Here is a 26,232-nt window from a genome sequence, read left to right as displayed (position 1 = left end):
ATGAACCAATACACAATAAAACGTCGAAAAACACATCAAGTTCAAATTGATCATATAACAGTCGGTTCCGATGCGCCGGTGGTCGTACAGTCTATGACCAACACCGATACGGCGGATGCAGAAGCCACTGCGTTGCAGGTTAAAGAGCTTTCTGATGCCGGCTCTGAAATGGTGCGTATCACGGTCAATAGCCCGGAAGCAGCATCAAAAGTAGCAGAAATTCGTCAACGTTTGGACGATATGGGCTGTAACACTCCGTTAATCGGCGATTTTCACTTTAACGGCGAACGTTTGCTGGCTGAATTTCCGGATTGCGCGAAAGCTTTGTCTAAATACCGGATTAATCCCGGTAATGTAGGTAAAGGTGCCAAAGGAGACGAAAAATTTGCTTATATGATCCGCACGGCCGCAGAATACGATAAAGCTGTGCGCATCGGTGTTAACTGGGGCTCGCTTGATCAAAGCTTGGCCAAGCGGATGATGGATGAAAACATCGCAGCCGGTTTGCCGAAAACGCCCGACGAGGTAATGAAAGAAGCCTTAATTGTTTCTGCTTTGGAATCCGCTCAAAAAGCAGTAGATTTAGGCCTGTCTGAAAACAAAATCATTCTTTCCTGCAAAGTGAGTGCCGTGCAGGATTTGATTCAGGTTTATCGGGATTTAGGCAGCCGTTGCCAATATCCCCTACACTTGGGTTTAACCGAAGCAGGAATGGGCAGCAAAGGTATCGTAGCTTCAACGGCAGCGCTTGCCGTACTTTTGCAAGAAGGAATAGGCGATACCATCCGCATCTCTTTAACGCCCGAGCCGGGCAGCTCGAGAACGCAGGAAGTTGTGGTGGCTCAGGAGATTCTGCAAACCATGGGTTTGCGTTCGTTTACGCCTATGGTTACCGCCTGTCCGGGCTGCGGCAGGACAACCAGTACCGTGTTTCAAGAGTTGGCGCAAGATATCCAACGCTATCTGCGGGAGCAAATGGCTGTTTGGCGTTTTCAATATCCCGGAGTTGAAAACCTCAATGTAGCAGTTATGGGCTGTGTGGTTAACGGTCCGGGCGAGAGCAAGCTGGCCGACATCGGTATCAGCTTGCCGGGCACGGGTGAAACCCCGGTTGCACCGGTGTATGTCGACGGCGAGCGGAAAGTGACCTTGAAAGGGGACAATATGGCCGTTGAGTTCCTCGAGATTGTGAAAGAATATGTGGAAACCAATTATGGCGAAAACGGTAAAAAACGTTCTGTAAACCGCATTATTCCGATTCGGGCAGCCCGGTAAACCTATTGAAGGGTTCGCAGATAGAGTGATGCCTGTCTGAAAACATTCAGACAGGCATTTAAAAACAAGTTTTATCAAAAAAGAAATAAAATGGGTAACAAAATTCAAGCCGTAAAAGGTATGAACGATTTATTGCCGGTGGAGCAAAAAGATTTCAAGCTGACTTCGGCATTCTGGCAGGCGTTCGAAGAGGTGATTGTCCGTTGGACGAAGCGTTTCGGTTACAAGCAAATCCGTACGCCGATTTTGGAACAAACCGGTTTATTTGTGCGTTCTATCGGTGAAGAAACCGATGTGGTTGGCAAAGAAATGTACACCTTTTCCGATTCCAACGATTCCATCAGCTTGAGTTTACGCCCTGAAGGCACAGCCTCTTGTTTACGTGCGGTGGTTGAGCACAATTTGCTTTACAACAGTCCTCAGAAGCTTTGGTATATGGGGCCGATGTTCCGTCGCGAACGCCCGCAGAAAGGCCGTTACCGTCAGTTTCACCAAGTAGGGGTTGAAGCGCTAGGTTTCGAAGGGCCTGATGTTGACGCCGAGATGATAGCCATGTGCGCCGACTTGTGGAAAGAATTAGGTATCAGCCAGTATTTGACATTGGAATTAAATAATCTGGGCAATAGGGAAGAGCGGGCAGCTCACCGCAGCGCATTGGTTGATTATTTAAGCCAATATGAAAACAGGTTGGATGAAGACAGCAAGCGGCGTTTGCATACTAATCCTTTGCGTGTTTTAGACAGTAAAAATCCCGATTTGCAAGAAATTTGCAATGCCGCGCCACGACTTACCGACTATTTGGGCGAAGCTTCACTGGCACATTACAACGAGCTGAAAAGCATGCTCGACGGTTTGGGTATCCGATATGTAGAGAATTCCCGCTTGGTTCGCGGTTTGGATTATTACAACCAAACAGTCTTTGAGTGGACAACCGATAAACTTGGCGCTCAGGCCACTGTTTGTGGTGGCGGCCGCTATGATGGTTTGATCGAAGAGCTTGGCGGAAAACACACTCCTTCCATCGGTTTCGCTATGGGTATTGAGCGGTTATTGCTATTGGTTAATGAATACGGTTGTCTGAAAAGTGAATCGGCACCTGATGTTTACAGCATGCATCAAGGTGAGGGCACTGCATTGAAATCAATGCAATATTCGCATTTATTACGTGAAAACGGATTTTGTGTGTTGCAGCATTCGGGCAACCAAAGTTTGAAGGCGCAAATAAAAAAAGCCGATGCGAGCGGCGCACGTTTTGTATTGATTGTGGCGCAAAGCGAAATGGAAAGCGGCTCGGTTACTCTGAAAGATATGCAGGGTAATTTCGGCCAACAAACAATAAATGCCGAACAATTATTGACAACTTTACAAGAATGGAAGAATACATAAATGGCAGCACATCTTGAAGAACAACAAGAATTAGAGAATTTCAAACATTTCTGGAAAGGTTGGGGGCGTTGGATTTTTGCCTTATTGGTAGCGTGTAGCTTGGCTTATTTAGGTCTCGTACTCTACAAAAATTATCAAGCCGGGAAAAATGAAGAGGCGGCAGAAATTTTGTCGCAGATGGCATCTAAGGCGCAAACGAGTAAAGATCCAAAGATACTGCATGTTGATTTGCTGAATCTGCAGCAAAACTACCCGAAAACCATCGCCGCTGCCCAAGCAACCTTTATGGCTGCGGCTGCTGAGTTCGACAAAGGTAATTATGATGCAGCAACCAAGCATTTGAATTGGGTTTTGAAGAATCAAAAAGCTTCTTTGGTACAGGCGCTTGCCGCCCAACGCTTAGCAACCGTTCAGTTGCAACAGCAAAAATTTGATGAAGCATTGGCTACTTTGAATACTCCTGTTGACGAAGCTTTCCAGCCGGTATTGTTGGAGCTAAAAGGCGATGTGCTGGTTGCGCAAGGTAAGGGCAAAGAAGCCGTTGCCGCTTATGAAGATGCACTGAACAAACTGCCGAAGGAAGCGGCAGCACGTGAATTGCTCCAGTTCAAGCTTGATCAATTGAAATAAACATTCAAAGGCTTACACTAATCTGTAAGCCCTTGATCATTTAATGCCTGTCTGAAAAACGAAAGTTCATGTTAATTTGTCGTTATATCGCAAATAAACTTTATTTCTGCTACGCCGTTGCTGCGCCTTGCCGTACTACTTGTACTATCTGCGGCTTGCTGCCTTGTATCAAAAATAAGTTTATTTGCTATAGAAGGTAACCTTACTGATTTTAATAAAGCAGCCGATCATACTGAATAAGGGTATTAAAACCGGCTGTTAGAGAATATCTTGATGAAACCCACAATCGCACTTGTCGGCCGACCCAATGTCGGAAAATCCACTTTATTTAATCGGCTGACCCGTACTAAAGACGCTTTGGTCGCAGATATGCCCGGTCTTACCCGTGATCGTCATTACGGCCATGGGAAAGTCGGCAGCAAACCCTATCTGGTTGTTGATACCGGAGGATTTGAACCTGTGGTGGATAGTGGTATTCTGCACGAAATGGCCAAGCATACATTGCAAGCGATTGACGAAGCAGATGCTGTTGTTTTTCTGGTAGACGGTCGAACAGGTTTAACACCACAAGATAAAATTATTGCCGACCGTTTGCGGCAAAGTCCTCGTCCGGTGTTTCTGGCAGTCAATAAAGGTGAAGGAGCAAACAGGAGTGTATTGGCAGCGGAGTTTTACGAACTGGCTTTGGGCGATCCTTATGTGGTATCCGGCGCGCATGGCGACGGTGTATACGGTTTGATTGAAGACGTGCTGGAAAAATTTCCACATGCTGAAGAAACTGAAGAAATTGCCAAACATCCTGTATTTGCTGTAATAGGTAGACCCAATGTTGGAAAATCTACTTTGGTTAATGCCATTTTGGGCGAAGAGCGGGTAATTGCTTTTGATATGGCGGGCACCACGCGAGACAGTATTCATATTGATTTTGAGCGTGAAGGCAAACCTTTTACCATTATCGATACCGCAGGTGTACGCAGGCGCGGAAAAGTTGAAGAAGCCGTTGAAAAATTTTCGGTGATTAAAGCTATGCAAGCAGTGGAAGCATCTAATGTAGCCGTGTTGGTATTAGATGCACAGCAAGATATTGCAGATCAAGATGCCACCATTGCAGGTTTTGCACTAGAAGCGGGGCGGGCCTTGGTCGTAGCGGTCAATAAATGGGATGATATTGATGAAGATAGAAAGGCTCAAATCAAACGCGATATTGCACGCAAACTGTATTTTTTAGACTTTGCCAAATTTCACTATATTTCAGCATTAAAAGAAAAAGGTATCGACGGTTTGTTTGCAAGTATTCAGGCGGCTTATGATGCTGCCATGATAAAAATGCCAACACCGAAAATTACCCGTGTTTTACAAAGTGCGATTGAGCGTCAAGCCCCGCCACGTGCCGGATTGGTTCGACCAAAGATGCGTTATGCCCATCAAGGCGGTATGAACCCGCCTGTTATCGTTATACACGGCAATGCCTTGCAACATATACCTGAGGCCTATACCCGATATTTGACACAGACTTTTAGAAAAGCTTTTAATCTGCAAGGCACACCTCTGCGTATTCAATACAATGTGTCAGATAACCCTTATGAAAATGCGGATGAGAAGCCGAAGAACAAACCGTTGCGACGAGTACAATTAAGCAATAGGATTGAAAAACGAGAAGGTAAAAAAGTAGAAAAAAACCGTCTAAAGAAAAAGCGTCAAGTAAGCATCAAGAAAAAACAAAGCGCAAACTAAGATTTTCAGACAGGCATTTAATGCCTGTCTGAAAAGAGATTTATCCGGCAGACTGATTATGGTTAATTCAAATGCCGAATAAATGTTTTGCACATTCTTACCGAAAAAGATTGGTAAAAATGAGCATTCAAGGCTACAATTCCAACGTAGTACAAATTATTACAATCAAAAATCATAAAAATGGAGTATTAAATATGACAGCTAAAGGACAAATGCTACAAGATCCTTTCTTGAATGCACTTCGTAAGGAACATGTTCCTGTATCTATTTATTTGGTGAACGGCATTAAATTACAAGGCCAAGTTGAATCGTTCGACCAATATGTTGTGTTATTGCGTAACACTTCTGTAACTCAAATGGTTTACAAACATGCGATCTCAACAATTGTTCCTGCGCGCGCAGTAAGCCTACAACACGAGAATAAACAAGCGGCACAGCAACAAGCTGCTGCCCCGGCAGAAACGCCAGCAGCAGAATAAAGATTGATGTCAATAAAAAACCTTGTCTATCGACAAGGTTTTTACTTTTTATAGTGCATGACGCGACATAATTTTTGATTTTCAAAAATTAACAGTTATTGTTTTGCTGAGCAAATATTCGTGTATGGCAAGAACTATCAAAGTATTGATGTATTGGTATTGTGCAAGGGAATGTCTAACTAGGATTACAAGGTTTTGTCAAGACTGTCTAAAGCCAGAAAAATATTATATATTGTTGAAAAATAGTGTACCCACTAGAGACCTATTAAATTAATATTTGAAGTGACTTAGGATGAACTGATGAATGCAACAAGCAACCTGAAAGTGACAAAGCGAGATGGTCGTTTAGAAGAACTGAATTTAGACAAAATCCACCGTGTTATTACTTGGGCGGCGGAAGGTTTGGATAACGTTTCTGTTTCTCAGGTTGAATTGAAATCGCACATCCAGTTCTATAATGGAATACGTACAGACGATATTCATGAAACCATCATCAAGGCGGCAGCGGATTTAATTTCGGAAGAATCTCCCGACTATCAATATTTAGCTGCGCGTTTGGCCATTTTCCATTTACGCAAAATTGCTTACGGCCAATATGAGCCCCCACACTTATTCACTCATGTTTCTAAACTGGTGGCAGAAGGTAAATATGACAAACACCTTCTAGAAGACTATACCGAAGCAGAATTTAACGAGCTGAATGATTATATAGATCATGAGCGGGATATGACTTTTTCATATGCTGCTGTGAAGCAGCTTGAAGGCAAATATCTGGTACAAAACCGGGTAACACGCGAAATTTATGAAACACCTCAGTTTTTGTACGTGTTGGTCTCCATGTGTTTATTTGCCAGATATCCTAAAGAAAGCCGCTTAAATTATGTTAAGCGTTTTTACGATGCTACCAGTCAATTTAAAATTTCATTGCCCACACCAATAATGAGCGGCGTGCGTACGCCAACACGCCAATTTAGTTCATGCGTGTTAATCGAGTGTGACGACAGTTTAGACAGTATTAATGCTACTACCAGCTCAATTGTTAAATATGTTTCCCAACGTGCAGGGATCGGCATTAATGCCGGTCGTATCCGTGGATTAGGTAGTGCGATTCGCGGAGGAGAGGCTCAGCATACGGGCTGTATTCCTTTCTTTAAAATGTTTCAGGCGGCCGTGAAATCGTGTTCTCAAGGAGGTGTGCGCGGTGGTGCAGCAACATTGTTTTATCCGCTTTGGCATCTTGAAGTGGAAAGTCTCTTAGTCTTGAAAAACAATCGGGGCGTAGAAGATAACCGTGTGCGGCATCTCGATTATGGTGTGCAGATCAACCGTTTGCTCTATACACGTTTGATTAAGGGAGCAAATATTGCTTTATTTTCTCCTCACGAAGTTCCTGGCTTGTATGATGCATTCTTTGAAGATCAGGATGAATTTGAGCGGCTTTATACTAAGTATGAGCAAGATGAAAATATCCGTAAACGTGTTATTCCAGCGACGGACTTATTCTCCTTATTGATGCAAGAGCGAGCAAGTACCGGACGTATTTACATTCAGAATGTGGATCATTGCAATACGCATAGCCCATTTGACCCCAAAGTAGCTCCGGTTCGCCAATCAAATTTGTGTTTAGAAATAGCATTACCAACCAAACCATTGAATGACATCAATGATGAAAATGGTGAAATTGCCCTGTGCACGTTATCTGCATTTAATCTTGGCGCATTGGAAAGTTTGGATGAGCTGGAAAGCTTGGCTGATTTGGCAGTTCGCGCATTAGATGCTTTGCTTGATTATCAGGATTACCCTGTGAAAGCTGCTTATAATGCCACAATGAACCGCCGAACCTTGGGTATTGGTGTAATTAACTATGCTTATTATTTGGCTAAAAACGGTGTGAGATACAGCGATGATTCTGCCATTGATTTAACACACAGAACTTTTGAAGCCATCCAATATTATTTATTGAAAGCTTCAGTTGCGTTGGCTAAAGAATATGGTGCGTGTCCTTTGTTTAAAGAGACCACTTATTCTCAAGGAAAGTTGCCAATTGATACTTACAAAAAAGATTTAGACAGTATTTGTAATGAGCCGCTCCATTTAGATTGGGGGGGCTTGCGTTCTGAAATTTTAAAATATGGTTTACGTAATTCTACATTAACTGCTTTGATGCCGTCAGAAACCTCCAGCCAAATAGCGAATGCAACCAATGGTATTGAGCCCCCGCGCGGACTGGTTTCAATCAAAGCTTCTAAAGACGGAATATTGAAACAGGTTGTACCTGAATTTCAGCGTTTAAAGAATGATTATGAACTGTTATGGCAGATGAAAAATAATGATGGGTACATAAAATTAGTGGGGATTATGCAGAAGTTTGTTGATCAAGCTATTTCTGCTAATACCAGCTATGACCCACAGCGTTTTGAAGGCGGTCGCGTGCCTATGAAGCAAATGCTTAAAGATTTGTTGACAGCATATAAATATGGTTTGAAAACATTGTATTATCATAATACGCGCGATGGTGCGGATGATACGCAAGTGGATTTACAAGATGATGGTTGTGCGGGCGGTGCTTGTAAAATTTGATGGCATTATAGTATGTTTGATTGAATGACAAAGATAAAAACTACACTTGATAATCAGGTTAAATGTTCTTTTTCATTCATTGGAAAAAATCGTTGTAAGTCTATAAGATAAGACTTTCAGCGATTTTTATTATTTCAACAGCCCATTAAGTCTACCTTTCCTAGCTGACAAAAAAGACCGTTCATTGAACGGTCTTTTATAATGAAAGAATGTAAATTATCCATGTAAAGCGCGTTTATCTACAGCTAGCGCTGCTTCATGCAATACTTCAGATAAAGTTGGGTGTGCGTGAATAATACGGGCAATATCTTCACTGGATGCTTTGAATTCTAAACCTATAACACCTTCGGTTATTAATTCGCTAACCATTGGCCCAACCATATGTACACCTAAAATACGGTCAGTTTTTGCGTCAGAGAGAATTTTTACTGTGCCTTTTGCTTTGCCTAGCCCCAAAGCTCGACCATTCGCTCCAAAGCCTGAAGTTCCTTTTTTATATTCGATACCTTCAGCTTTAAGCTGTTCTTCAGTTTTTCCTACCCATGCAATTTCGGGGTCGGTGTAGATAACGAAAGGAATGGTATTAGCATCTAAATGAGGCTTTTGACCAGCAATTCTTTCTGCGACAGCAACGCCTTCTTCGCTTGCTTTATGCGCCAGCATAGGACCGCGTACGACATCTCCGATTGCCCAAACATTCGGTAAATTGGTGCGGCATTCATCATCTACCTTCACAAAACCACGTTCGTCCTTTTCCAAACCTACGGCTTCGACATTCAAACCGTCTGTATTAGGAATGCGACCAATAGAAACGATAAGTTTATCAAAGGTTTCTTTTTTGGCCTGACTATCGGCAGTTTCATAATTGATGGTTACACCTTGCTTTTTACTTTCGATTTCACCGATTTTTACGCCCAGTTGAATATCTAAGTCTTGCTCTTTGGTGAAGTATTTGAATGCCTCTTTAGCAATCTGTTGGTCTGCTGCGGCCAAGAATGTGGGGAGTACTTCTAAAATAGTTACATCCGACCCCACTCGTTTCCAAACAGAACCCATTTCCAAGCCAATCACGCCGGCACCGATGATACCAAGCTTTTTGGGTATTTTTGTTAAATTGAGGGCGCCTTCATTATCCAATACATTGATGTTATCGATAGCAATTTGAGGCAGTGGGCGTGGCACAGAGCCGGTAGCAACGATAACATTTTTAGCTTCAACCAAGCTTTTTTCGCCTTTATTGTCCACTTCAATTTGATACAGATCACCGTTTTTACCCTTAAATGATCCTTTGCCATGAATGCTCTCGACTTTATTTTTTTTGAAGAGGAATGAGATGCCACCGGTAAGTTTGGTAACGATGGCATCCTTGCGTTCAATCATCTTAGCTGCATCAAACTTAACGCTGCCTATATTGATACCGTGTTCGGCAAAATCATGTTGCGCAGCATGAAAATGTTCGCTTGATTGTAAAAGTGCTTTAGAAGGAATGCATCCGACATTTAAACAAGTTCCACCAAGTGCGGGTGCATCGCCGGCTTTATTGACACCAGCATCAATACAGGCAGTTTTGAAGCCAAGTTGTGCGGCTCGGATAGCAGCAATATAACCACCAGGGCCAGCGCCGATTACAACAACATCATATTGAGACATAGTTTATCCTTAAGATATTTTAAATATTGGTTTTTGATATTTTGCAGCATGAAATTTAACGGCAAACATAAGGGCTATATTCCGAGCTTCATTACCATTTTTATCCCGGACATGAATGATGGCGTTGGGATAGGTTTTGCATAATGTATCACGCATCATCGGAATACCCGCCTTATTCGAGGAAAGTTCGACTTTTTTTCCTAATATTTTACCTTTGGCTGTTTAAGCCGTGAGCGTATATGCGGGGTTTGGTGTTGCGCAGGCAACTAAGGTTAGGCCGGTGAATAATAAAGTTAAATATTTCATGCTTGCACTCCCTTACGTGGAATTTCAGACAGGCATATTTCAAATATGCCTGTCTGAAATTGCTCTTATAAATCAAGCAGCAGGCGAGCAGGATCTTCCAATAAATCTTTGATGGTAACAAGCGTCAACACAGCTTCTCTACCATCGATGATTCGGTGGTCGTAAGATAAAGCTAAGTACATCATCGGACGTACAACGACCTGGCCGTTTTCCACTACTGCTCGCTCTTTGGTTGCGTGCATACCCAAAATAGCAGATTGTGGCGGGTTGATGATAGGGGTAGACATCATGGAACCGAAAGTACCACCATTGGTGATGCTGAACGTGCCACCGGTTAAATCTTCAATAGCAATTTTACCGTCTTTGGCTTTTACGGCGTAATCAACAATAGCTCTTTCAATATCGGCGATGCTCATTTGATCCGCATCTCGCAGGATAGGTACAACCAAACCACGTGGGCTGCCGATAGCGATACCGATATCGAAGTAACCATGATAAACGATATCTTTACCGTCAACGGATGCATTTACAACTGGGAATTTCTTCAAAGCTGCAACAGCTGCTTTAACAAAGAATGACATAAAGCCAAGTTTGACTCCATGTTCTTTTTCAAATTTTTCTTTGTATTTATTGCGCAAATCCATCACCGGCTTCATGTTCACTTCATTGAAGGTGGTTAAGATTGCATTTTCTTGTTGTGATGCCAGTAGACGTTCGGCAACTCGGGCACGTAGTCGGCTCATCGGAACACGTTGTTCAGGACGTTCGCCGACAGGTAGAGGTGCAGTCGCAGGGGTGGCTTTAGGTGTAGAAGGTGCTGCGTTTTGTACATCTTCTTTCAAAACTCGACCGTCACGACCCGAACCTTGTACGTTGCTGATGTCCACCCCTTTTTCTGCCGCCAACTTGGCTGCAGCTGGCATGGCAACACCAGATTGTGAAGATGAAGCTGGTGCCGCACTTGTTTGCGCTGCTGCTGGTGGAGCTTCTTGTGCGGGTGCTTCTTGAGTAGAAGCAGCAGCTTCGGTATCAATTTTAGCTAAGAGTTGTTGAGTTTCAACGGTTTCACCGTCTTGTACGATAATTTCTACCAGTACGCCTGCTTGAGGGGCAGGTACTTCTAATACAACTTTATCCGTTTCGATATCTACCAATACTTCATCACGAGCAACAGGCTCTCCAACTTTTTTGTGCCAAGATAATAAGGTACCTTCAGTAATGCTTTCGGCAAATACAGGAACATTTACTTCAACAATCATTTTATTCTCCGGTTTGGGTAGGCCTGTCTGAAAATGATGTTTTTCAGACAGGCATTTGTAAGATTAATTCAGGTTCATTGCATCATCAACCAACTGTTTAAGTTGGGCAACGTGCTTGCTCATATAGCCAACAGCCGGTGAGGCACTGGTTGGTCGACCTGCATAAGATAGTTTTTGTGAACCATTTAATACGCGTTCAATGCGGTGGCGAATTTGGTGGAAGGCCCCTTGATTGCGGGGTTCTTCCTGTGCCCACATAACTTCTTTTGCATTTGGATATTTAGCTAGTTCAGCTTGAATTTCTTCATATGGGAATGGATAAAGCTGCTCAACACGAACGATGGCGATATTATCAAGCAATTTACGCTCTTCTCGAGCGGCGGCCAAGTCATAATACACCTGACCTGCGCACAGAATGATGCGCTGCACGCTGTTATTGTCTTTACGTTGAACCACATCGCCGATAAGAGGGCGGAATTCAGAGCTTTCAGTAAAGTTTTCAAGCGGGCTCATTGAATCTTTAAAGCGCAGTAAGCGTTTAGACATAAAGATTACAAGCGGTCTGCGAAGAGATCTTAAAGATTGGCGTCTCAAAACATGGAACATTTGAGAGGCTTCTGAAAGCATAACAATTTGCATGTTTTCTTCTGAGCATAGTTGTAACCAGCGCTCTAAACGCGCAGATGAGTGCTCGGGGCCTTGTCCGTCATAGCCGTGTGGCAGAATAGTCGTTAAGCCGCACAAACGTCCCCACTTGGTTTCGCCTGAAGAAATAAACTGATCAATAACCACTTGCGCGCCATTGGCAAAGTCACCGAACTGAGCTTCCCAAATAACAAGTTTATTAGGTGCAGAACATGCGTAGCCGTACTCGTAGGCCATTACTGCTTCTTCGTTAAGAATGGAATCAATAACGGAGAAACTTGCTTGGCCCTCACTCATATTGCGCAGAGGAATGTATGTGCCGCCATCTGACTTTTCACGATTTTGATCGTGGAATACTGCATGGCGGTGAGAGAATGTACCTCGACCGGAGTCTTCTCCTGAAATACGGACACCGATACCATTAGTAACCAAACTTGCGTAAGCTAAAGTTTCAGCCATACCCCAATCGATTGGTTGCTCGCCGGAAGCCATGGCTTTACGGGTATCGATAACTCGTTTAATGGTGTTGTGCAAAGCAAAATTGTCAGGTATTTCAGTAAATTTATCTGTTAAGCGTTTAATATCGGCTGCAGGTAAACCACTTTCAACTTTTTCACGCCAATCTTTGCTTTGGTATTTAGACCAATCAATACGGTGTTTGCTTTCGTAGTCGGTCAAACGAGTTTGCTCTACATGCTCGCCTTTATCTAATGCGTCGCGGTATGTTTGAATATAGCTTTCTGCTTCTTCTTTAGTTACAACGCCTTCGTTGATCAGCTTATCTGCGTATAAAGCACGAGTGCCTGGATGCTGGCTAACTTTTTTATACATCATCGGTTGGGTTAATGTCGGATCGTCGCCTTCATTATGACCAAGTTTGCGATAACATACTAAATCGATAACCACATCTTTTTTGAATTGTTTTCGGTAGTCTAAAGCAGCCTGTACAACGAAACACACTGCTTCGGGATCATCTCCGTTTACATGGAATACTGGTGCTTCCACCATTTTTGCGATGTCCGTACAATAAACGGTAGAGCGCACATCTCGTGTGTCTGATGTGGTAAAGCCGATCTGGTTGTTGATAACCAAATGGATAGTACCACCTGTGGTATAACCGCGGGTTTTAGAAAGGTTAAATGTTGCTTGGTTAACGCCTAGACCGATAAATGCAGAGTCACCGTGAATCAAAACAGGAAGAACTTGTTCTTGGCCGTTTTCGCCGCGGCGACGTTGTTTTGCGCGCGTTGAGCCTTCTACTACCGGATTTACAATTTCCAAGTGGGAAGGGTTAAATGCGAGTGAAACATGCATAGGGCCGTTGGGTGTGGCAATGTCGGAGCTAAAACCCATGTGGTATTTCACGTCACCACTTGGCAATGTAATTGCAGCTTTGCCTTCGAATTCCGCAAATAGGTCGCTTGGTTTTTTACCTAATGTATTAACCAATACATTTAAACGGCCACGGTGTGCCATGCCGATGATGACCTCTTCTACACCGTCTCTACCTGCATTTTGAATTAAATAATTTAAACCGGCGATTGAGCTTTCACCACCTTCAACAGAAAAGCGTTTTTGACCGACATATTTAGTATGTAGGTAGCGCTCCAAAGTTTCAGCAGCAGTAACTTGTTTTAGAATATAGCGTTTTTGTTCGGTATTAAAAGAAGGAGTAGATAATGTTCCTTCAAAATAATTACGGATCCAGCGGCGTTCTTCTGTGTTGGCAATATACATATATTCCACACCGATATGCCCGCAATAGGTTTGTTTGAGTTTGCTGACGATATCAGACAAAGTCATTTTATCGTCGCCAGAGAAATCACCTTCTCCGACGCTAAAGCGTACAGCCATATCGGCATCGCTTAAACCGTGAAATTTCGGGTCGAGTGCATCAAGATTGCGAGGTGGCATACGATTGAGTGGATCCAGCTGAGCAGCACCGACACCTTGAATACGGTATGCAGACATCAAACGTAATACACCAACTTGTTTTTTTAGCAGGGTTTCATCCAAGCCGCCAACAATGGCTGCAGTGGTTTTTTGTTTTGCCAAATTAGCGAAAGACTCCTGAATTGGTCGATGAGCAATATCACGTTCAACTGCACCAGGCTGGGCTGCTAGTTGAGAGAAGTATTGCTTCCAATGATCGTTAACCGAATCTGGGTCGTTCAGATAGTTCTCATAAAGCTCTTCAATATAGGGAGCATTGGAACCAAACAGATATGAAAAACTTTGTTGTTCATCCATCATAGCTATGTCTTTGCATTGAAAGTGAAAAAATTAGAATAAATCTAAAAATTGGTTTATCCGTTAGGGGAGTGGTAAATGTGTGAATGCGATACGCTGCTAAAGTTTGAGTGTATTTTGATGTTAAATATAAGTTAGTTTTCAGACAGGCATTGATGATTTGAGAGTGCCTGTCTGAAAACTTATCGGTAAAAAATTAACGTTTGTCTACTGGAACGAAGTCACGACGGGCTGAGCCTGTGTACAGTTGGCGTGGACGGCCGATTTTTTGGTTCGGGTCGCTAATCATTTCATGCCAGTGTGAAATCCAGCCTACGGTACGAGCCAAAGCGAAGATTACAGTAAACATGGATACTGGGATACCTAAAGCAGACAGTACGATACCGGAGTAGAAGTCTACGTTCGGATAGAGTTTACGTTCAATGAAGAATGGATCGTTCAGAGCGATTTTCTCTAATTCCATAGCCAACTTGAACTTCGGATCGTTCTCTAAGCCAAGCTCTTTCAAAACTTCATAACAAGTTTCGCGCATAATGCTGGCTCGTGGATCCATATTGCGATATACACGGTGACCAAAACCCATTAAGCGGTATTTACGCTCTTTCACACCTTCCATGAAAGCAGCCACATTAGATACGTCACCGATTTCATCCAGCATTTTCAGCACGGCTTCATTGGCACCACCGTGAGCAGGACCCCACAAGCTTGCGATGCCGGCGGCGATACATGCAAATGGGTTGGCGCCGGACGAACCAGCCAAACGCACAGTTGAAGTAGAGGCGTTTTGCTCATGATCTGCGTGCAGAATGAAGATGCGATCCAAAGCTTTTACCAAAACAGGATTTGGCTCGTAAGGCTCACAAGGAGTAGCGAATGTCATATACATGAAATTAGCAGTATAAGACAAGTCATTGCGAGGATAGTTAAAAGGTAAACCATTGGAATAACGGTAGCACATTGCAGCGATCGTTGGAATCTTGGAAATTAATCGATAGATTGCAATTTTACGGTGTTCTGGATCAGAAATTTCCAAGCTGTCTTGGTAGAAGGCAGATAATGCGCCTACTACACCAACCATCATGGCCATCGGGTGTGCATCACGACGGAAACCACGGAAGAACCAAGTTAGCTGTTCATGCAACATGGTATGTTTCGTTACTGTGTTAACGAACTTCTCTTTTTGTTCTGCAGTTGGAAGTTCGCCGTAAATCAGTAGATAGCAGGTTTCAAGGTAATCGCTATGTTCAGCGAGTTGCTCAATGGGATAGCCACGGTAATAGAGTTGACCTTTTTCTCCGTCGATGAAGGTGATCTTTGATTCACAGCTTGCAGTAGATACAAAGCCGGGGTCAAAAGTAAACATATTTGAGCCTTTTGTGAAGGTTCTGATGTCTACTACATCATGTCCTAAAGTACCTTGCAATACAGGTAACTCTAAGGTTTCTTTGCCTTCAATTTGTACTTTAACGGTTTTAGACATCTCTTAACTCCTTTATTCTTATCTTCGGGTTTTGTTGAAACCTCAGAAAGCCGCTTGGATGTATATAAATATACAATTTATTTATATATGCCAAATCAAGCATTTCTGATTTTTTCCAGAATCAGTTTGAAATCATCGCGATCTGTTTGCTCTTTTTGATTAACCAAAGCTAAGAATTCTTGATCTGGCAAATCTAAGATTTCCACAAATATCACAAGTTCTTCATCACTTAAGTGCTGGAATTCTGTTTCCATGAACCGCCCAAGCAAGATATCTAGCTCAAGCAGTCCACGGCGTGTGAGGAAACGGATGCGCCGTTTCGCAGATTCGTCAAAAGTTACCATATTTAGATGGCTCGTTTCAACATTATTTCTTTAATCTTACCGATAGCACGTGTAGGGTTGAGATGCTTCGGACAAACGTCTACACAATTCATAATTGTGTGGCAACGAAACAATCGATATGGGTCATTTAAATTATCCAAACGCTCGTTGGTAATAGTGTCACGGCTATCTGCGATAAAACGATAAGCGTTTAACAAACCTGAAGGACCGACAAATTTGTCAGGGTTCCACCAAAAAGAAGGGCAGGCCGTTGAGCAGCAAGCGCAGAGGATACATTCATATAGACCATCTAATTCTTTACGCTCTTCCTGAGATTGTAAACGTTCACGCTCAGGTGCAGGCGTATCATTCACTACATATGGTTTGATAGAGTGATATTGTTTGAAGAATTGGGTCATATCCACAATCAAATCACGAATCACAGGTAAACCCGGTAGTGGGCGGAGTACGATAGGTTGTGGCAGGCTACGGATATCTGTTAAACAAGCCAAACCATTTTTACCGTTAATGTTCATGCCGTCTGAGCCGCAAATACCTTCACGGCATGAGCGACGGAAAGAAAAACTGTCATCTTGAGCTTTGATTTTAACCATTGCATCTAACAGCTTAACGTCGGTTGGTTCAATTTCAATCTCATAATCTTTCATGTACGGCTTAGCATCCACATCAGGATTATAGCGGTACACTTTGAAACGTACTTTTTCCATGTTGTGTGTTCCTTAGTAAACGCGTTTAGCCGGCTCGATATAATCTACGGTAAGTGGTTTGGTGTGAACCGGTTTGTAATGGAGGCTGTTGTCCGCTGAATAAAACAGGGTATGCTTCATCCAGTTTTCGTCATCGCGTTCAGGGTGGTCATCAGATGCGTGAGCCCCTCGAGATTCTTTGCGGGCCTCTGCTGAGAGCAATGTAGCCTTGGCTACTTCCATCAGGTTGTCCAGCTCTAAAGCTTCGATTCGGGCTGTATTCCAAACTTGGCTTTTATCTTTGATTTCTGTGTTCTTACTGCGTTCATACAGAGCCAAAACTTTGTCTACGCCTTCTTTCAGAATTGCATCGGTACGGAAAACGCCCGCGTGCAACTGCACAGTGCGTTGGAGTTCACGGCGTAACTCATCAACGTTTTCGCCGCCAGATTGATTATTCAAGCGATACAAACGTTGTTTGGTAAACTCGCCTGCATTTTCTGGTAGGGGTTTCCAATCTGATTGATTACTAATGAATTCAATCATGCTGTCACCGGCAGACTTGCCAAATACTACCAAGTCCAACAAGGAGTTGGTTCCTAAACGGTTAGCGCCGTGCACGGAGGCACAAGCACATTCGCCAGCTGCGTACAAGCCTTTCACAACAACTTCAGGATTGCCGTTTTCTGGAACAACTACTTCACCTAAATAGTTGGTAGGAATACCGCCCATCATGTAGTGCGTGGTAGGAACAACGGGAATTGGATCTTTAATTGGATCGATGCCTGCAAATTGAATGGAAATTTCGCGGATTCCCGGCAATTTTTCCATAATTTTTTCAGCACCAATGTGATCAATTTTTAGAAGAACGTGGTCTTTGTTTTTACCGCAACCGCGACCCTCGTAAATCTCCATAGCCATAGCACGAGATACGACGTCACGTGAAGCCAAGTCTTTTACAGTTGGCGCATAGCGTTCCATAAAGCGTTCGCCGTCACAGTTCAGAAGGATGCCACCTTCGCCGCGAACGCCTTCTGTAATCAATACGCCGGCCCCGGCTACACCTGTGGGGTGGAATTGCCAGAATTCCATATCTTCAAGTGGAATACCGGCACGTGCACAGATACCTAGGCCGTCACCTGTATTCATGAAAGCATTGGTTGATGAAGCGTAAATACGCCCCGCGCCACCGGTAGCGAATAATACGGCTTTTGCATGGAAAATATATACGTCACCGGTTTCCATTTCCATTACAGTTACACCCACAACATCCCCGTTTTCATCGCGAATCAGATCGAGAGCAGTCCACTCAACAAAGAATTGGGTATTGGCACGTACATTTTGCTGATAGAGTGTATGCAACATGGCATGACCTGTTCGGTCAGCTACGGCACAAGCGCGTTCAACGGCACGTTTCCCGTGTTCGGCAGTATGACCTCCGAAAGGGCGTTGGTAAATTTTGCCGCTTTCTACACGGTCAAAAGGCATGCCCATATGTTCTAATTCAATTACGGCTTCAGGAGCACGGCGACACATAAATTCAATGGCATCTTGGTCTCCTAACCAGTCAGAGCCTTTAACTGTGTCGTACATGTGCCAATCCCAACGATCTTCTTGTACATTGCCTAATGAAGCAGAAATACCGCCTTGTGCAGCAACAGTATGTGAACGAGTAGGGAATACTTTTGATAAAACCGCAGTATTTAAACCGGCTTTTGATAATTGAAGTGCCGCGCGTAAACCAGCACCACCGCCGCCTACGATAACGGCATCAAATTTGCGTACAGGAAAAGTCATTATTAACCCCAAATCACTTTAATTGAATAAACGGCGCAGCCTACCAACCAAACGATGGTTGTAGATTGCAGGAACAGGCGCAGACCAAACGGTTTGATATAGTCCATCCAAAGGTCGCGGATACCTACCCATGCATGTAAAAACACTGCAATAAAAGTGGTTTGGGTAAAGACTTTAACCCAAGTTTTGCCAAAAAACTGTTGCCATTCGGTGTAGTCATCAGCACCAAACATACTTAACAGAAAAAAGAAAAAGATGACGGTATAAACCAACATCACTACAGCGGTAATACGCTGCATTGCCCAATCGCGCAGGCCGTAATGAGCTCCGGCTAGTTTACGGTTTACCATAATGCAACTCCCAATACCAAAGCAGACGCAATGCCTGAATAGAGTGCGATTCGAGCCGTTTTGCGGGCAGTTTGCAGCTCTAAGCCTTTATGGGCATCCAATAATAAGAAGCGAACGCCTGCGATCAAATGATGCATCAAAGCCCATAATACGCCGATTAGAATAAGCTTAACAAAGAAATTATCGGCAAATGCCTTATAAGTTTCAAAGGTTTCTCCGCTGCTTAATGAACCGCTTAATAATGCCAGTAGAATCGGCAACATAATAAACAGAATAACGCCGCTGATCCGGTGCAAAATCGAAACAATCCCTGGAATTGGCAGCTTGATTTGCTGTAAATCCAGAAACACAGGTCGTTTTTTCGTCTGCATCTCAATTCCTCTTAAAATTAACTCTCTATCTAATTAATACTCAACACACTCAAAACCACGCAGTTTCACAGCAACCGGAAAATTACAATAAACTACGTTGAGGCGTAATTTACTCTGTTTAAGTGAGATTGTGTAGTCTTTTTTGGTAAATAATTTTATGAAATTTACCAACAGCATTAAAAACTTAATGTTGTTATCTTGCTGAATTAAAAAAAAGCTTAATGAGCATAATAATTTACAATATTTTTAGCAAAATTTAAGCAATTGGGCAGATAGATTTGGTGGATGTGTTTATTCGGCATAAATATTATTTTTTTCAGTCGGTTGCAAAATGGTGTGATTGAAGGTGTTTGAATAATTTTGTTAAAAATTAAATTACAAGTGCCTACATTTATTGGTATGATACACACCGTCGGATAGGCTGTGTGTTTTCAGCCTATGACTATTCGTTATCGTCAAAATGAAATGGAAATTGGATGCCGGCTCAACTATTTTTAGCTGCGGCGGATTGTGATTGCTGCTTAAATTTCTTTATCTATTGACATAATTACCATTAACATATGACAGAGCTTATGGTTCTGAGCTTTGTGCCTTTCAAAATAAACAGTATTTACTCAGGAGAGTTTTAAATGAAAAAAGCCGTTCGTGTTGCCATTACCGGTGCTGCTGGTCAGATTGGTTACAGCCTGTTGTTCCGCATTGCCAGTGGTGAGATGTTGGGTAAAGACCAACCAGTAATTTTGCAGCTGTTGGATTTGCCGCAAGCACAAAATGCGGTTAAGGGTGTAATGATGGAGCTGCAAGATTGTGCATTCCCGCTGCTGGAAGGTATGGTGGCTTCTGACGATCCGGAAGTGGCGTTTAAAGATGCGGATATCGCTATTTTGGTGGGTGCGCGTCCGAGAAGCAAAGGTATGGAACGTGCTGATTTGTTGCAGGCCAATGCCGAGATTTTCACTGTTCAAGGCGCTGCATTGAATAAAGTTGCCAGCCGTGATGTAAAAGTTTTGGTAGTGGGTAATCCTGCGAATACCAACGCTTATATTGCTATGAAATCAGCTCCGGAGCTGCCTGCGAAAAATTTTACTGCAATGTTGCGTTTGGATCATAACCGTGCAGCTAGCCAAATTGCTGAGAAAACCGGCAAATCAGTTAAAGATATTGAGAAACTGTGTGTATGGGGTAATCACTCTCCAACCATGTATGCAGATTATCGTTTTGCCACTATCAATGGTGAGAGCGTAAAAGATATGATTAACGATCAAGTTTGGAATGCAGAAGTGTTCTTGCCTACCGTGGGCAAACGCGGAGCTGCAATCATTGAGGCACGAGGATTATCTTCCGCAGCTTCTGCTGCGAACGCCGCTATCGACCACATCCGTGATTGGGTTTTGGGCACAAACGGAAAATGGGTTACTATGGGTATTCCTTCTGATGGTTCTTATGGTATTCCTGAAGGCACTATGTTTGGCTTCCCGGTAACTTGTGAAAATGGCGAATACAAAATTGTTCAAGGTCTCGACATTGACAGCTTCAGCCAAGAACGCATTGACATTACCCTTAAAGAATTGGAAGAAGAAAAAGCCGGTGTGGCTCACTTGCTGTAATTTTCCGATAATTTTTAGAAATTAAAAAATGCCTGTCTGAAAAGTTTTCAGACAGGCATTCTGTTGGATAAGTATAGTAAAAAATCAGTATACAATATGACGTTGAATTTTGCCTCCTAAGTCCCTAAATAATTATGTAAGGCTTTGTGAATTTTTAATAAATTTAATATTTTAAACTTGAAATACAATGCTTGAAACGCTACTTATTAGGGGCATTATTTTAAGTTCAACACCATACAGAGGATAGTAAATGAACCATACTAAAAAGCCGGAAGATTTTATTCCTTCATTTCGTCGGCGCCAGCTTGATGAGCCTGGCTTTTTAAGAAAACTGGCGCGATTTGCCGCCCGACTTGGCGGGCCTGCGGTCAAGCAGCTTTATGCATTATACTTTCTATACAAATCACCAGCCGTGCCTAAGCGTGCTAAGCTGATTATTGCCGGGGCATTAATCTATTTTTTTAGTCCGATCGATAGTATTCCTGATTTATTAGGCCCGTTGGGTTTTACTGATGATATCGCAGTAATTGCTTTGGTCTATGCGCAGATGAAAGCTTATATGACTGAAGATATTAAGGTCAGAGCACAGAGAGCAACCGATCAGCTGTTACGTCGTTAAGTTGCTGAGTGCCTGTCTGAAAAAAACTACAAGCTTTATTAAAAGCTTGCAGTTTTTCTATGATGTTTTCAGACAGGCATTAATTTGCCAGTAATTTTCTCCAACGGGCAACTTGAAAGAGAACCTGCTCCGGCGCTGTGCCCCCCAAATGGTTGCGGGTATTCAGGCTACCTTCAGGTGTGAGCACTTCATACACATCTTCCGCTATCAGAGCAGAAAAGCTTTGTAGCACGTTTAGCGGCAATTCGCTTAAATCAACATTCTTTTCATCCGCATAACGCACTGCTTGTGCGACCACTTCATGGCTGTCGCGGAATGGCATGCCTTTTTTAACCAGATAATCTGCCAGATCTGTGGCAGTAGCAAATCCCTGCATCACTGCGGCACGCATATTTTCGGGTTTAACTGTAATGCCGCGCACCATATCTGCATAAATTCGTAAGGTGTCAACCAAAGTATCTACTGTGTCGAATAAAGGTTCTTTGTCTTCCTGATTGTCTTTATTGTAAGCAAGCGGTTGCGATTTCATCAGCATAATCAGAGCAGTAAGATGGCCGATTACGCGTCCGGATTTCCCTCTTACCAACTCAGGTACATCCGGATTCTTCTTCTGCGGCATAATGGAGGAACCGGTACAGAAACGGTCGGCAATATCAATAAAACCGAAACGCGGGCTGATCCATAAAATCAATTCTTCACTCAAACGGCTCAAATGAACCATCAGCAAAGAGGCTGCTGCTGTGAATTCAATAGCAAAATCGCGGTCAGATACGGCATCAAGTGAATTTTGGCAAATTTGTTCAAAGCCTAAGAGTTGTGCAGTAATTTCACGTTTGATAGGGTAGGTAGTCCCTGCTAGGGCAGCAGAACCTAATGGCATGCGATTGACCCGTTTACGGCAATCGGCCATACGTTCGTCATCACGTCCAAGCATTTCAACGTAAGCCAGCATATGATGACCGAAACTTACCGGCTGTGCTACTTGCAAGTGGGTAAACCCCGGCATCACGGTATTGGCATGCGCTTCGGCCAAATCTAACAAAGCAGATTGTAAAGCTTGAATGAGTAAACGGATTTCGCTGATTTCATCGCGAAGCCAAAGGCGGATATCGGTTGCAACTTGGTCGTTACGGCTTCGTCCGGTGTGTAGGCGTTTTCCGGCATCACCGATTTTATCGGTCAGGCGTCGCTCAATATTCATATGGACATCTTCAAGGTCAAGCGACCATGGCATCGTACCGGCTTTTATCTCATTAAGGATTTCAGTCATGCCTTGTTGTATGTTGGTTACATCTTCATCGCTCAAAACGCCTGCCTGTCGAAGCATTTCGGCATGGGCTAAGGAGCCTTGGATGTCCCATTTGGCGAGCCTTTTATCAAAATCAATTGAACCGGTGTATTTTTTTACCAATTCTGACACAGGTTCGTTAAAACGACCTGACCAAGTTTTGCTATTATTCATTTTTACTTCCATAATGATGAATTATTAAAGAAACGTCACGAAGCAGACTGCCAAACTCATGCCCAATATTATACGTCACTTTCTGTTAAAATTCGCGGTGCCCAATATGCGGAATCTGGCCTCGCAGGTTCGGATTATCCTGACTATTGCCGTGTCCGTTTTGTTTTTGCCGCTGATTACCATTTCAGACAGGCCTTATTTTGATCAGATTTTGGATTTGACTAACTGGGTGGCACCGACATTGCTGGCTATTCTGATTAAAGGCTATCTGATGTATGACTATATCAGCAAGTTGCCGAGAGAGCAGGAAGTCGTTATATCTTATCTTACTAATCTGCTGATTTTTGTTTTGATAAATTATGTGCTATTGCAAGTTCACGATAATTTTTGGGTGCATTTTTGGCAGTTTAATATGACTGTATTTGCATTGATGTTCTACGAAGCCAATAGAAGACAGTCGTTGCAACCGGCATTGGCAGAAGCAAGATTGACTGCGTTAACTGCACGTATCCGCCCCCATTTTTTATTTAACAGTTTGAACGCCGCTATCAGTTTAATTCGTCTGCGCCCTTATGATGCGGAAACGCTGTTGGAGAATTTGGCTAATCTATTCCGTGCACAATTACGTGATGGTAGTCAGAGCAGTACACTTGGGCAGGAAATTGAATGGGCACAAGAATATATGGCGATTGAGCAAATTCGCATGGGGCCTACACGGGTACAGGTGATGTGGCACCATAATGCGCCGAACGATGCCGAAACGCCACACTTGTTGCTACAACCGCTGCTGGAGAATGCGGTATTCCACGGTATCGAGTCAACCCACCGTCCCGGTTGCATCACCGTGATTACAGAATTAAAAAACCGTTGGATCTACATTACCATTGAAAATCCTTATGTGCCGCAAGAAAGTGAATTGAACATTAAGCCGCACAAGGGCAATTCGATGGCTTTGAAAAATTTGAAAGAACGGTTGGCATTGATGTATGACAACGATGCTACGGCGAGAACCGAGAAAACCGATACGGTGTTTCGCATTCATATCCGATTGCCTTATTACAAAAAAGCTTCTTCTCTAAACGGTTTGTTTGACGATTAATAAAGGTTTTGCTTAAAACACCATGCCTGTCTGAAAATTTTTTCAGACAGGCATGGTGTTTTTAATTAGTCGAAACACTATCGATCGAGCTTAACCGCTATGCAGAAAGCGTACGGCTTCTTCCAAATTGCCAGACATAATCAAAGGCAGCCCTTTGATGGATTTATGAACCGCTTCATCAATCAATTGTTTGTCTTCGCTGCTTGGTTTGTTTAGCACGTAGCCGGTAACAAGATTCCGGTCTCCCGGATGGCCGATGCCTAGACGCAAGCGATAAAAATCGGCTGTACTGAGTTTGGCTTGAATGTCTTTTAAGCCGTTGTGTCCGCCATTGCCGCCGCCAAGCTTGAAACGGATGCGGCCGCAGGCGATATCCAATTCGTCGTGTACGACTAAAATTTCATCTGGTTTGATTTTATAAAACTGCGCAAGCGCGCCTACGGCTTTACCGGAGAGATTCATAAATGTATTGGGTTTCAGCAGCCACACTTCACCACTTTCAGGCAGGCTGACACGAGCCACATCACCGAAGAATTTTTTTTCTTCTTTAAACTGGACTTTCCATGCCCAAGCCAACTCGTCTAATAGCCAAAAACCCGCATTATGACGGGTATGTTCGTATTCTTTGCCCGGATTGCCCAGGCCGACAATCATTTTGATGGTCATCTTTTATCCTGTATTAATGGTTTTATTTGCCACTATTTTTTGCGGCCTGATTGCCGGAAACGCGTAAACGACGCGCTTCTTTCGGATCAATCTGCAATGGCCGGTAAATTTCTACACGGTCTTTATCACGCAAAACCGTATTATCTTTCACTTCCTTGCCGAAAATGCCCAAGGGCGCATTGGTTAAATCAGCTTGGGGAAAGATTTCTGCTATTTCGCTTTGCAGCACAGCTTGGCGTGCAGTTGTGCCGGAATCAACCTGCATGCGTTGAAGATGCTGTTGTTGCGCGGTGCCGTAAACGATTTCAACGGTGATTTTATCCATGGCGGCGATTAGCTTCTTCGATAAAAGAATCTACCAGTTTCCCGCTCAGATGATGGAAAACCGGGCTGATAAGGGTGGCGAGCAATGGGTTTGAAAAATCATATTGCAGCTTAAATTCGATTTTGCAGGCATCATCGCCCAACGGGATGAATTTCCATGTGCCGTTTAGCGTTTTGAACGGGCCTTCCAGTAAATTCATATGGATTTCGCGTCCGGGGATGTTGTGGTTGTGGGTGGCGAAAGACTGCTTAACGCCTTTGTAATCCATGAACAGGCGGGCTTTTAATTCGTTGCCTTCGCGTGAGATGATTTCGGTTTTGCCGTACCAAGGCAGGAAATCCGGATAATCTTCAACGCGGTCGACCAGCTCGAACATCTGCTCGGCCGAGTGCAGAACGAGTACATTTTTTTCTACGGTTTTCATAAAGGAAAGCGTGCTTCGGCAAATTAAACAAAAGCGCGATTATAAACCAAAATGCCTGTCTGAAATGTTTTCAGACAGGCATTCTGCTTACTGAATCAGTTGCTTAATACATCTACGCCTTTAGGCGGCGTGAAGGTGAAAGTGTTGCCTGAAAAAGAGGGTTTGTTATTTAAGTTGCTGAATTGAATAGTGGTTTGGTTGCCGAAGCTGTCTTTAAGCTGCATATTGCTCAAAGCGGAGCCTTTAAAACCAATTCGGATATATTGATAGCCGGCATTATTCTTTTTAGGCGTGGCGAGCACATAATCAATGCCGTCGGATGAGCCGTCTTCTTTCAAGGCATAGCTGCTCTCAAGCGCGGTTTTGTTGGATAAGATAGCTGCCGGGCTGTCGCCAATGGTTTGGTTTTGGTTGGATTTGGTAACTTGTTTTAAATCAATATCATATAGCCAAATGGTTTTGCCGTCACCTACGATGGTTTGCTTGTAAGGCTTGGTGTATTCCCAACGAAATAAACCCGGGCGGCGGATTTGGAAAGAGCCGCTGGCGGATTGGGTTTTCTTTTTGCTTTTCACGGTTTGAGTGAAGTTGCCGCTGATACCGTCGGAATCATTGTTAAACTGCTTCAAGGCATCAATTGCGCCCGCATGGGCTGCGCCGATACTTAAGCTAAAAATAGTGGCAGCGGTAAAGAGTTTTTTCATTGGGGGTATCCTTTCTCTGTTCGGATAAATTTTATTGTTTGCTTGGCAAAGCATATTAAGCGATTCAGCAGAATTTACAAGGGCTTGGCTGCTTTTCAGCCAGG

At 43.4% G+C, this 26,232-nt stretch carries 24 protein-coding genes; 9 read left to right on the top strand and 15 right to left on the bottom strand.

The features are described from left to right. The 6 genes from ispG to nrdA all read left to right on the top strand — a co-directional run bounded on the left by ispG (nucleotide 1) and on the right by nrdA (nucleotide 8,084). On the top strand, nucleotides 1-1,275 hold the full coding sequence (ispG, locus tag HMPREF9370_RS08275; RefSeq protein ID WP_009116998.1) for a flavodoxin-dependent (E)-4-hydroxy-3-methylbut-2-enyl-diphosphate synthase: 1,275 nt from the start codon (nucleotides 1-3) through the stop codon (nucleotides 1,273-1,275). 90 nt (nucleotides 1,276-1,365) lie between these two features. Next, complete coding sequence (hisS, locus tag HMPREF9370_RS08270; protein WP_009116997.1) at nucleotides 1,366-2,661, top strand: histidine--tRNA ligase; 1,296 nt, start codon at nucleotides 1,366-1,368, stop codon at nucleotides 2,659-2,661. Further along, entirely contained in the window at nucleotides 2,662-3,291 is a 630-nt protein-coding gene (locus HMPREF9370_RS08265) for a YfgM family protein (RefSeq protein ID WP_009116996.1), read from the top strand. 273 nt (nucleotides 3,292-3,564) lie between these two features. Further along, the gene (gene der / locus HMPREF9370_RS08260; protein WP_009116995.1) at nucleotides 3,565-5,025 is read left to right on the top strand and encodes a ribosome biogenesis GTPase Der; all 1,461 of its coding nucleotides are present in this window, start codon (nucleotides 3,565-3,567) and stop codon (nucleotides 5,023-5,025) included. Nucleotides 5,026-5,219: 194 nt separating this feature from the next. Further along, nucleotides 5,220-5,504 carry an RNA chaperone Hfq gene (gene hfq / locus HMPREF9370_RS08255; protein ID WP_040667579.1) on the top strand — a complete coding sequence of 95 codons (285 nt, stop codon included), beginning with the start codon at nucleotides 5,220-5,222 and terminating at the stop codon, nucleotides 5,502-5,504. A gap of 300 nt (nucleotides 5,505-5,804) precedes the next feature. Further along, complete coding sequence (nrdA, locus tag HMPREF9370_RS08250) at nucleotides 5,805-8,084, top strand: class 1a ribonucleoside-diphosphate reductase subunit alpha (RefSeq protein WP_009116993.1); 2,280 nt, start codon at nucleotides 5,805-5,807, stop codon at nucleotides 8,082-8,084. A 216-nt stretch (nucleotides 8,085-8,300) separates the two neighbouring features. Here the strand turns inward: nrdA and lpdA are convergent, their stop codons facing one another. From lpdA to sdhC, 10 genes are all read right to left on the bottom strand, one after another. After that, on the bottom strand, nucleotides 8,301-9,734 hold the full coding sequence (gene lpdA / locus HMPREF9370_RS08245) for a dihydrolipoyl dehydrogenase (protein WP_009116992.1): 1,434 nt from the start codon (nucleotides 9,732-9,734) through the stop codon (nucleotides 8,301-8,303). 9 nt (nucleotides 9,735-9,743) lie between these two features. Beyond that, a complete protein-coding gene (locus HMPREF9370_RS12060; protein ID WP_009116991.1) occupies nucleotides 9,744-9,893 on the bottom strand; it encodes a hypothetical protein in 150 nt (49 codons plus the stop codon). A gap of 212 nt (nucleotides 9,894-10,105) precedes the next feature. After that, on the bottom strand, nucleotides 10,106-11,299 hold the full coding sequence (gene odhB / locus HMPREF9370_RS08240) for a 2-oxoglutarate dehydrogenase complex dihydrolipoyllysine-residue succinyltransferase (protein WP_009116989.1): 1,194 nt from the start codon (nucleotides 11,297-11,299) through the stop codon (nucleotides 10,106-10,108). 63 nt (nucleotides 11,300-11,362) lie between these two features. Then, entirely contained in the window at nucleotides 11,363-14,197 is a 2,835-nt protein-coding gene (locus HMPREF9370_RS08235) for a 2-oxoglutarate dehydrogenase E1 component (protein ID WP_009116988.1), read from the bottom strand. Nucleotides 14,198-14,390: 193 nt separating this feature from the next. Beyond that, on the bottom strand, nucleotides 14,391-15,674 hold the full coding sequence (gene gltA / locus HMPREF9370_RS08230) for a citrate synthase (protein WP_009116987.1): 1,284 nt from the start codon (nucleotides 15,672-15,674) through the stop codon (nucleotides 14,391-14,393). 95 nt (nucleotides 15,675-15,769) lie between these two features. Then, nucleotides 15,770-16,018, bottom strand: coding sequence for an FAD assembly factor SdhE (locus HMPREF9370_RS08225; RefSeq protein WP_009116986.1), 249 nt, complete (start codon nucleotides 16,016-16,018; stop codon nucleotides 15,770-15,772). Between the two features lie 2 nt (nucleotides 16,019-16,020). Continuing rightward, the gene (locus HMPREF9370_RS08220; protein WP_009116985.1) at nucleotides 16,021-16,725 is read right to left on the bottom strand and encodes a succinate dehydrogenase iron-sulfur subunit; all 705 of its coding nucleotides are present in this window, start codon (nucleotides 16,723-16,725) and stop codon (nucleotides 16,021-16,023) included. A 12-nt stretch (nucleotides 16,726-16,737) separates the two neighbouring features. Then, complete coding sequence (gene sdhA / locus HMPREF9370_RS08215; RefSeq protein ID WP_009116984.1) at nucleotides 16,738-18,501, bottom strand: succinate dehydrogenase flavoprotein subunit; 1,764 nt, start codon at nucleotides 18,499-18,501, stop codon at nucleotides 16,738-16,740. Between the two features lie 2 nt (nucleotides 18,502-18,503). Further along, nucleotides 18,504-18,851 (bottom strand): succinate dehydrogenase, hydrophobic membrane anchor protein, encoded by a 348-nt coding sequence (gene sdhD, locus HMPREF9370_RS08210; RefSeq protein ID WP_009116983.1) that lies wholly within the window; start codon nucleotides 18,849-18,851, stop codon nucleotides 18,504-18,506. Then, a complete protein-coding gene (sdhC, locus tag HMPREF9370_RS08205; RefSeq protein ID WP_009116982.1) occupies nucleotides 18,845-19,222 on the bottom strand; it encodes a succinate dehydrogenase, cytochrome b556 subunit in 378 nt (125 codons plus the stop codon). The genes sdhD and sdhC overlap by 7 nt, the downstream gene beginning before the upstream one ends. 629 nt (nucleotides 19,223-19,851) lie before the next feature. Between sdhC and HMPREF9370_RS08200 the strand changes: the two genes are divergently transcribed. Both HMPREF9370_RS08200 and HMPREF9370_RS08195 read left to right on the top strand, forming a co-directional pair. Continuing rightward, entirely contained in the window at nucleotides 19,852-20,829 is a 978-nt protein-coding gene (locus tag HMPREF9370_RS08200) for a malate dehydrogenase (protein ID WP_009116979.1), read from the top strand. 250 nt (nucleotides 20,830-21,079) lie between these two features. Beyond that, the gene (locus tag HMPREF9370_RS08195) at nucleotides 21,080-21,448 is read left to right on the top strand and encodes a YkvA family protein (RefSeq protein WP_009116978.1); all 369 of its coding nucleotides are present in this window, start codon (nucleotides 21,080-21,082) and stop codon (nucleotides 21,446-21,448) included. Nucleotides 21,449-21,527: 79 nt separating this feature from the next. Here HMPREF9370_RS08195 and argH read toward each other — a convergent pair whose 3' ends face one another. After that, the gene (gene argH, locus HMPREF9370_RS08190) at nucleotides 21,528-22,910 is read right to left on the bottom strand and encodes an argininosuccinate lyase (protein WP_040667078.1); all 1,383 of its coding nucleotides are present in this window, start codon (nucleotides 22,908-22,910) and stop codon (nucleotides 21,528-21,530) included. A 58-nt stretch (nucleotides 22,911-22,968) separates the two neighbouring features. Here argH and HMPREF9370_RS08185 point away from each other — a divergent pair, with 58 nt between their 5' ends. Further along, entirely contained in the window at nucleotides 22,969-24,009 is a 1,041-nt protein-coding gene (locus HMPREF9370_RS08185; protein WP_009116976.1) for a sensor histidine kinase, read from the top strand. 90 nt (nucleotides 24,010-24,099) lie between these two features. Here HMPREF9370_RS08185 and pth read toward each other — a convergent pair whose 3' ends face one another. The 4 genes from pth to lolA all read right to left on the bottom strand — a co-directional run bounded on the left by pth (nucleotide 24,100) and on the right by lolA (nucleotide 26,128). Beyond that, entirely contained in the window at nucleotides 24,100-24,675 is a 576-nt protein-coding gene (pth, locus tag HMPREF9370_RS08180; RefSeq protein WP_009116975.1) for an aminoacyl-tRNA hydrolase, read from the bottom strand. A 22-nt stretch (nucleotides 24,676-24,697) separates the two neighbouring features. After that, the gene (locus HMPREF9370_RS08175) at nucleotides 24,698-25,000 is read right to left on the bottom strand and encodes an RnfH family protein (RefSeq protein WP_009116974.1); all 303 of its coding nucleotides are present in this window, start codon (nucleotides 24,998-25,000) and stop codon (nucleotides 24,698-24,700) included. Beyond that, nucleotides 24,993-25,424 carry a type II toxin-antitoxin system RatA family toxin gene (locus tag HMPREF9370_RS08170; RefSeq protein WP_009116973.1) on the bottom strand — a complete coding sequence of 144 codons (432 nt, stop codon included), beginning with the start codon at nucleotides 25,422-25,424 and terminating at the stop codon, nucleotides 24,993-24,995. Before HMPREF9370_RS08170 ends, HMPREF9370_RS08175 begins: the two co-directional genes overlap by 8 nt. Nucleotides 25,425-25,519: 95 nt before the next feature. Further along, on the bottom strand, nucleotides 25,520-26,128 hold the full coding sequence (gene lolA, locus HMPREF9370_RS08165) for an outer membrane lipoprotein periplasmic chaperone LolA (RefSeq protein WP_009116972.1): 609 nt from the start codon (nucleotides 26,126-26,128) through the stop codon (nucleotides 25,520-25,522). Nucleotides 26,129-26,232 lie beyond the last annotated feature (104 nt).

The sequence above is a fragment of the Neisseria wadsworthii 9715 genome (assembly GCF_000227765.1).
GTDB lineage: Bacteria > Pseudomonadota > Gammaproteobacteria > Burkholderiales > Neisseriaceae > Neisseria > Neisseria wadsworthii.
This window is presented reverse-complemented; position numbering and strand designations above follow the sequence as displayed.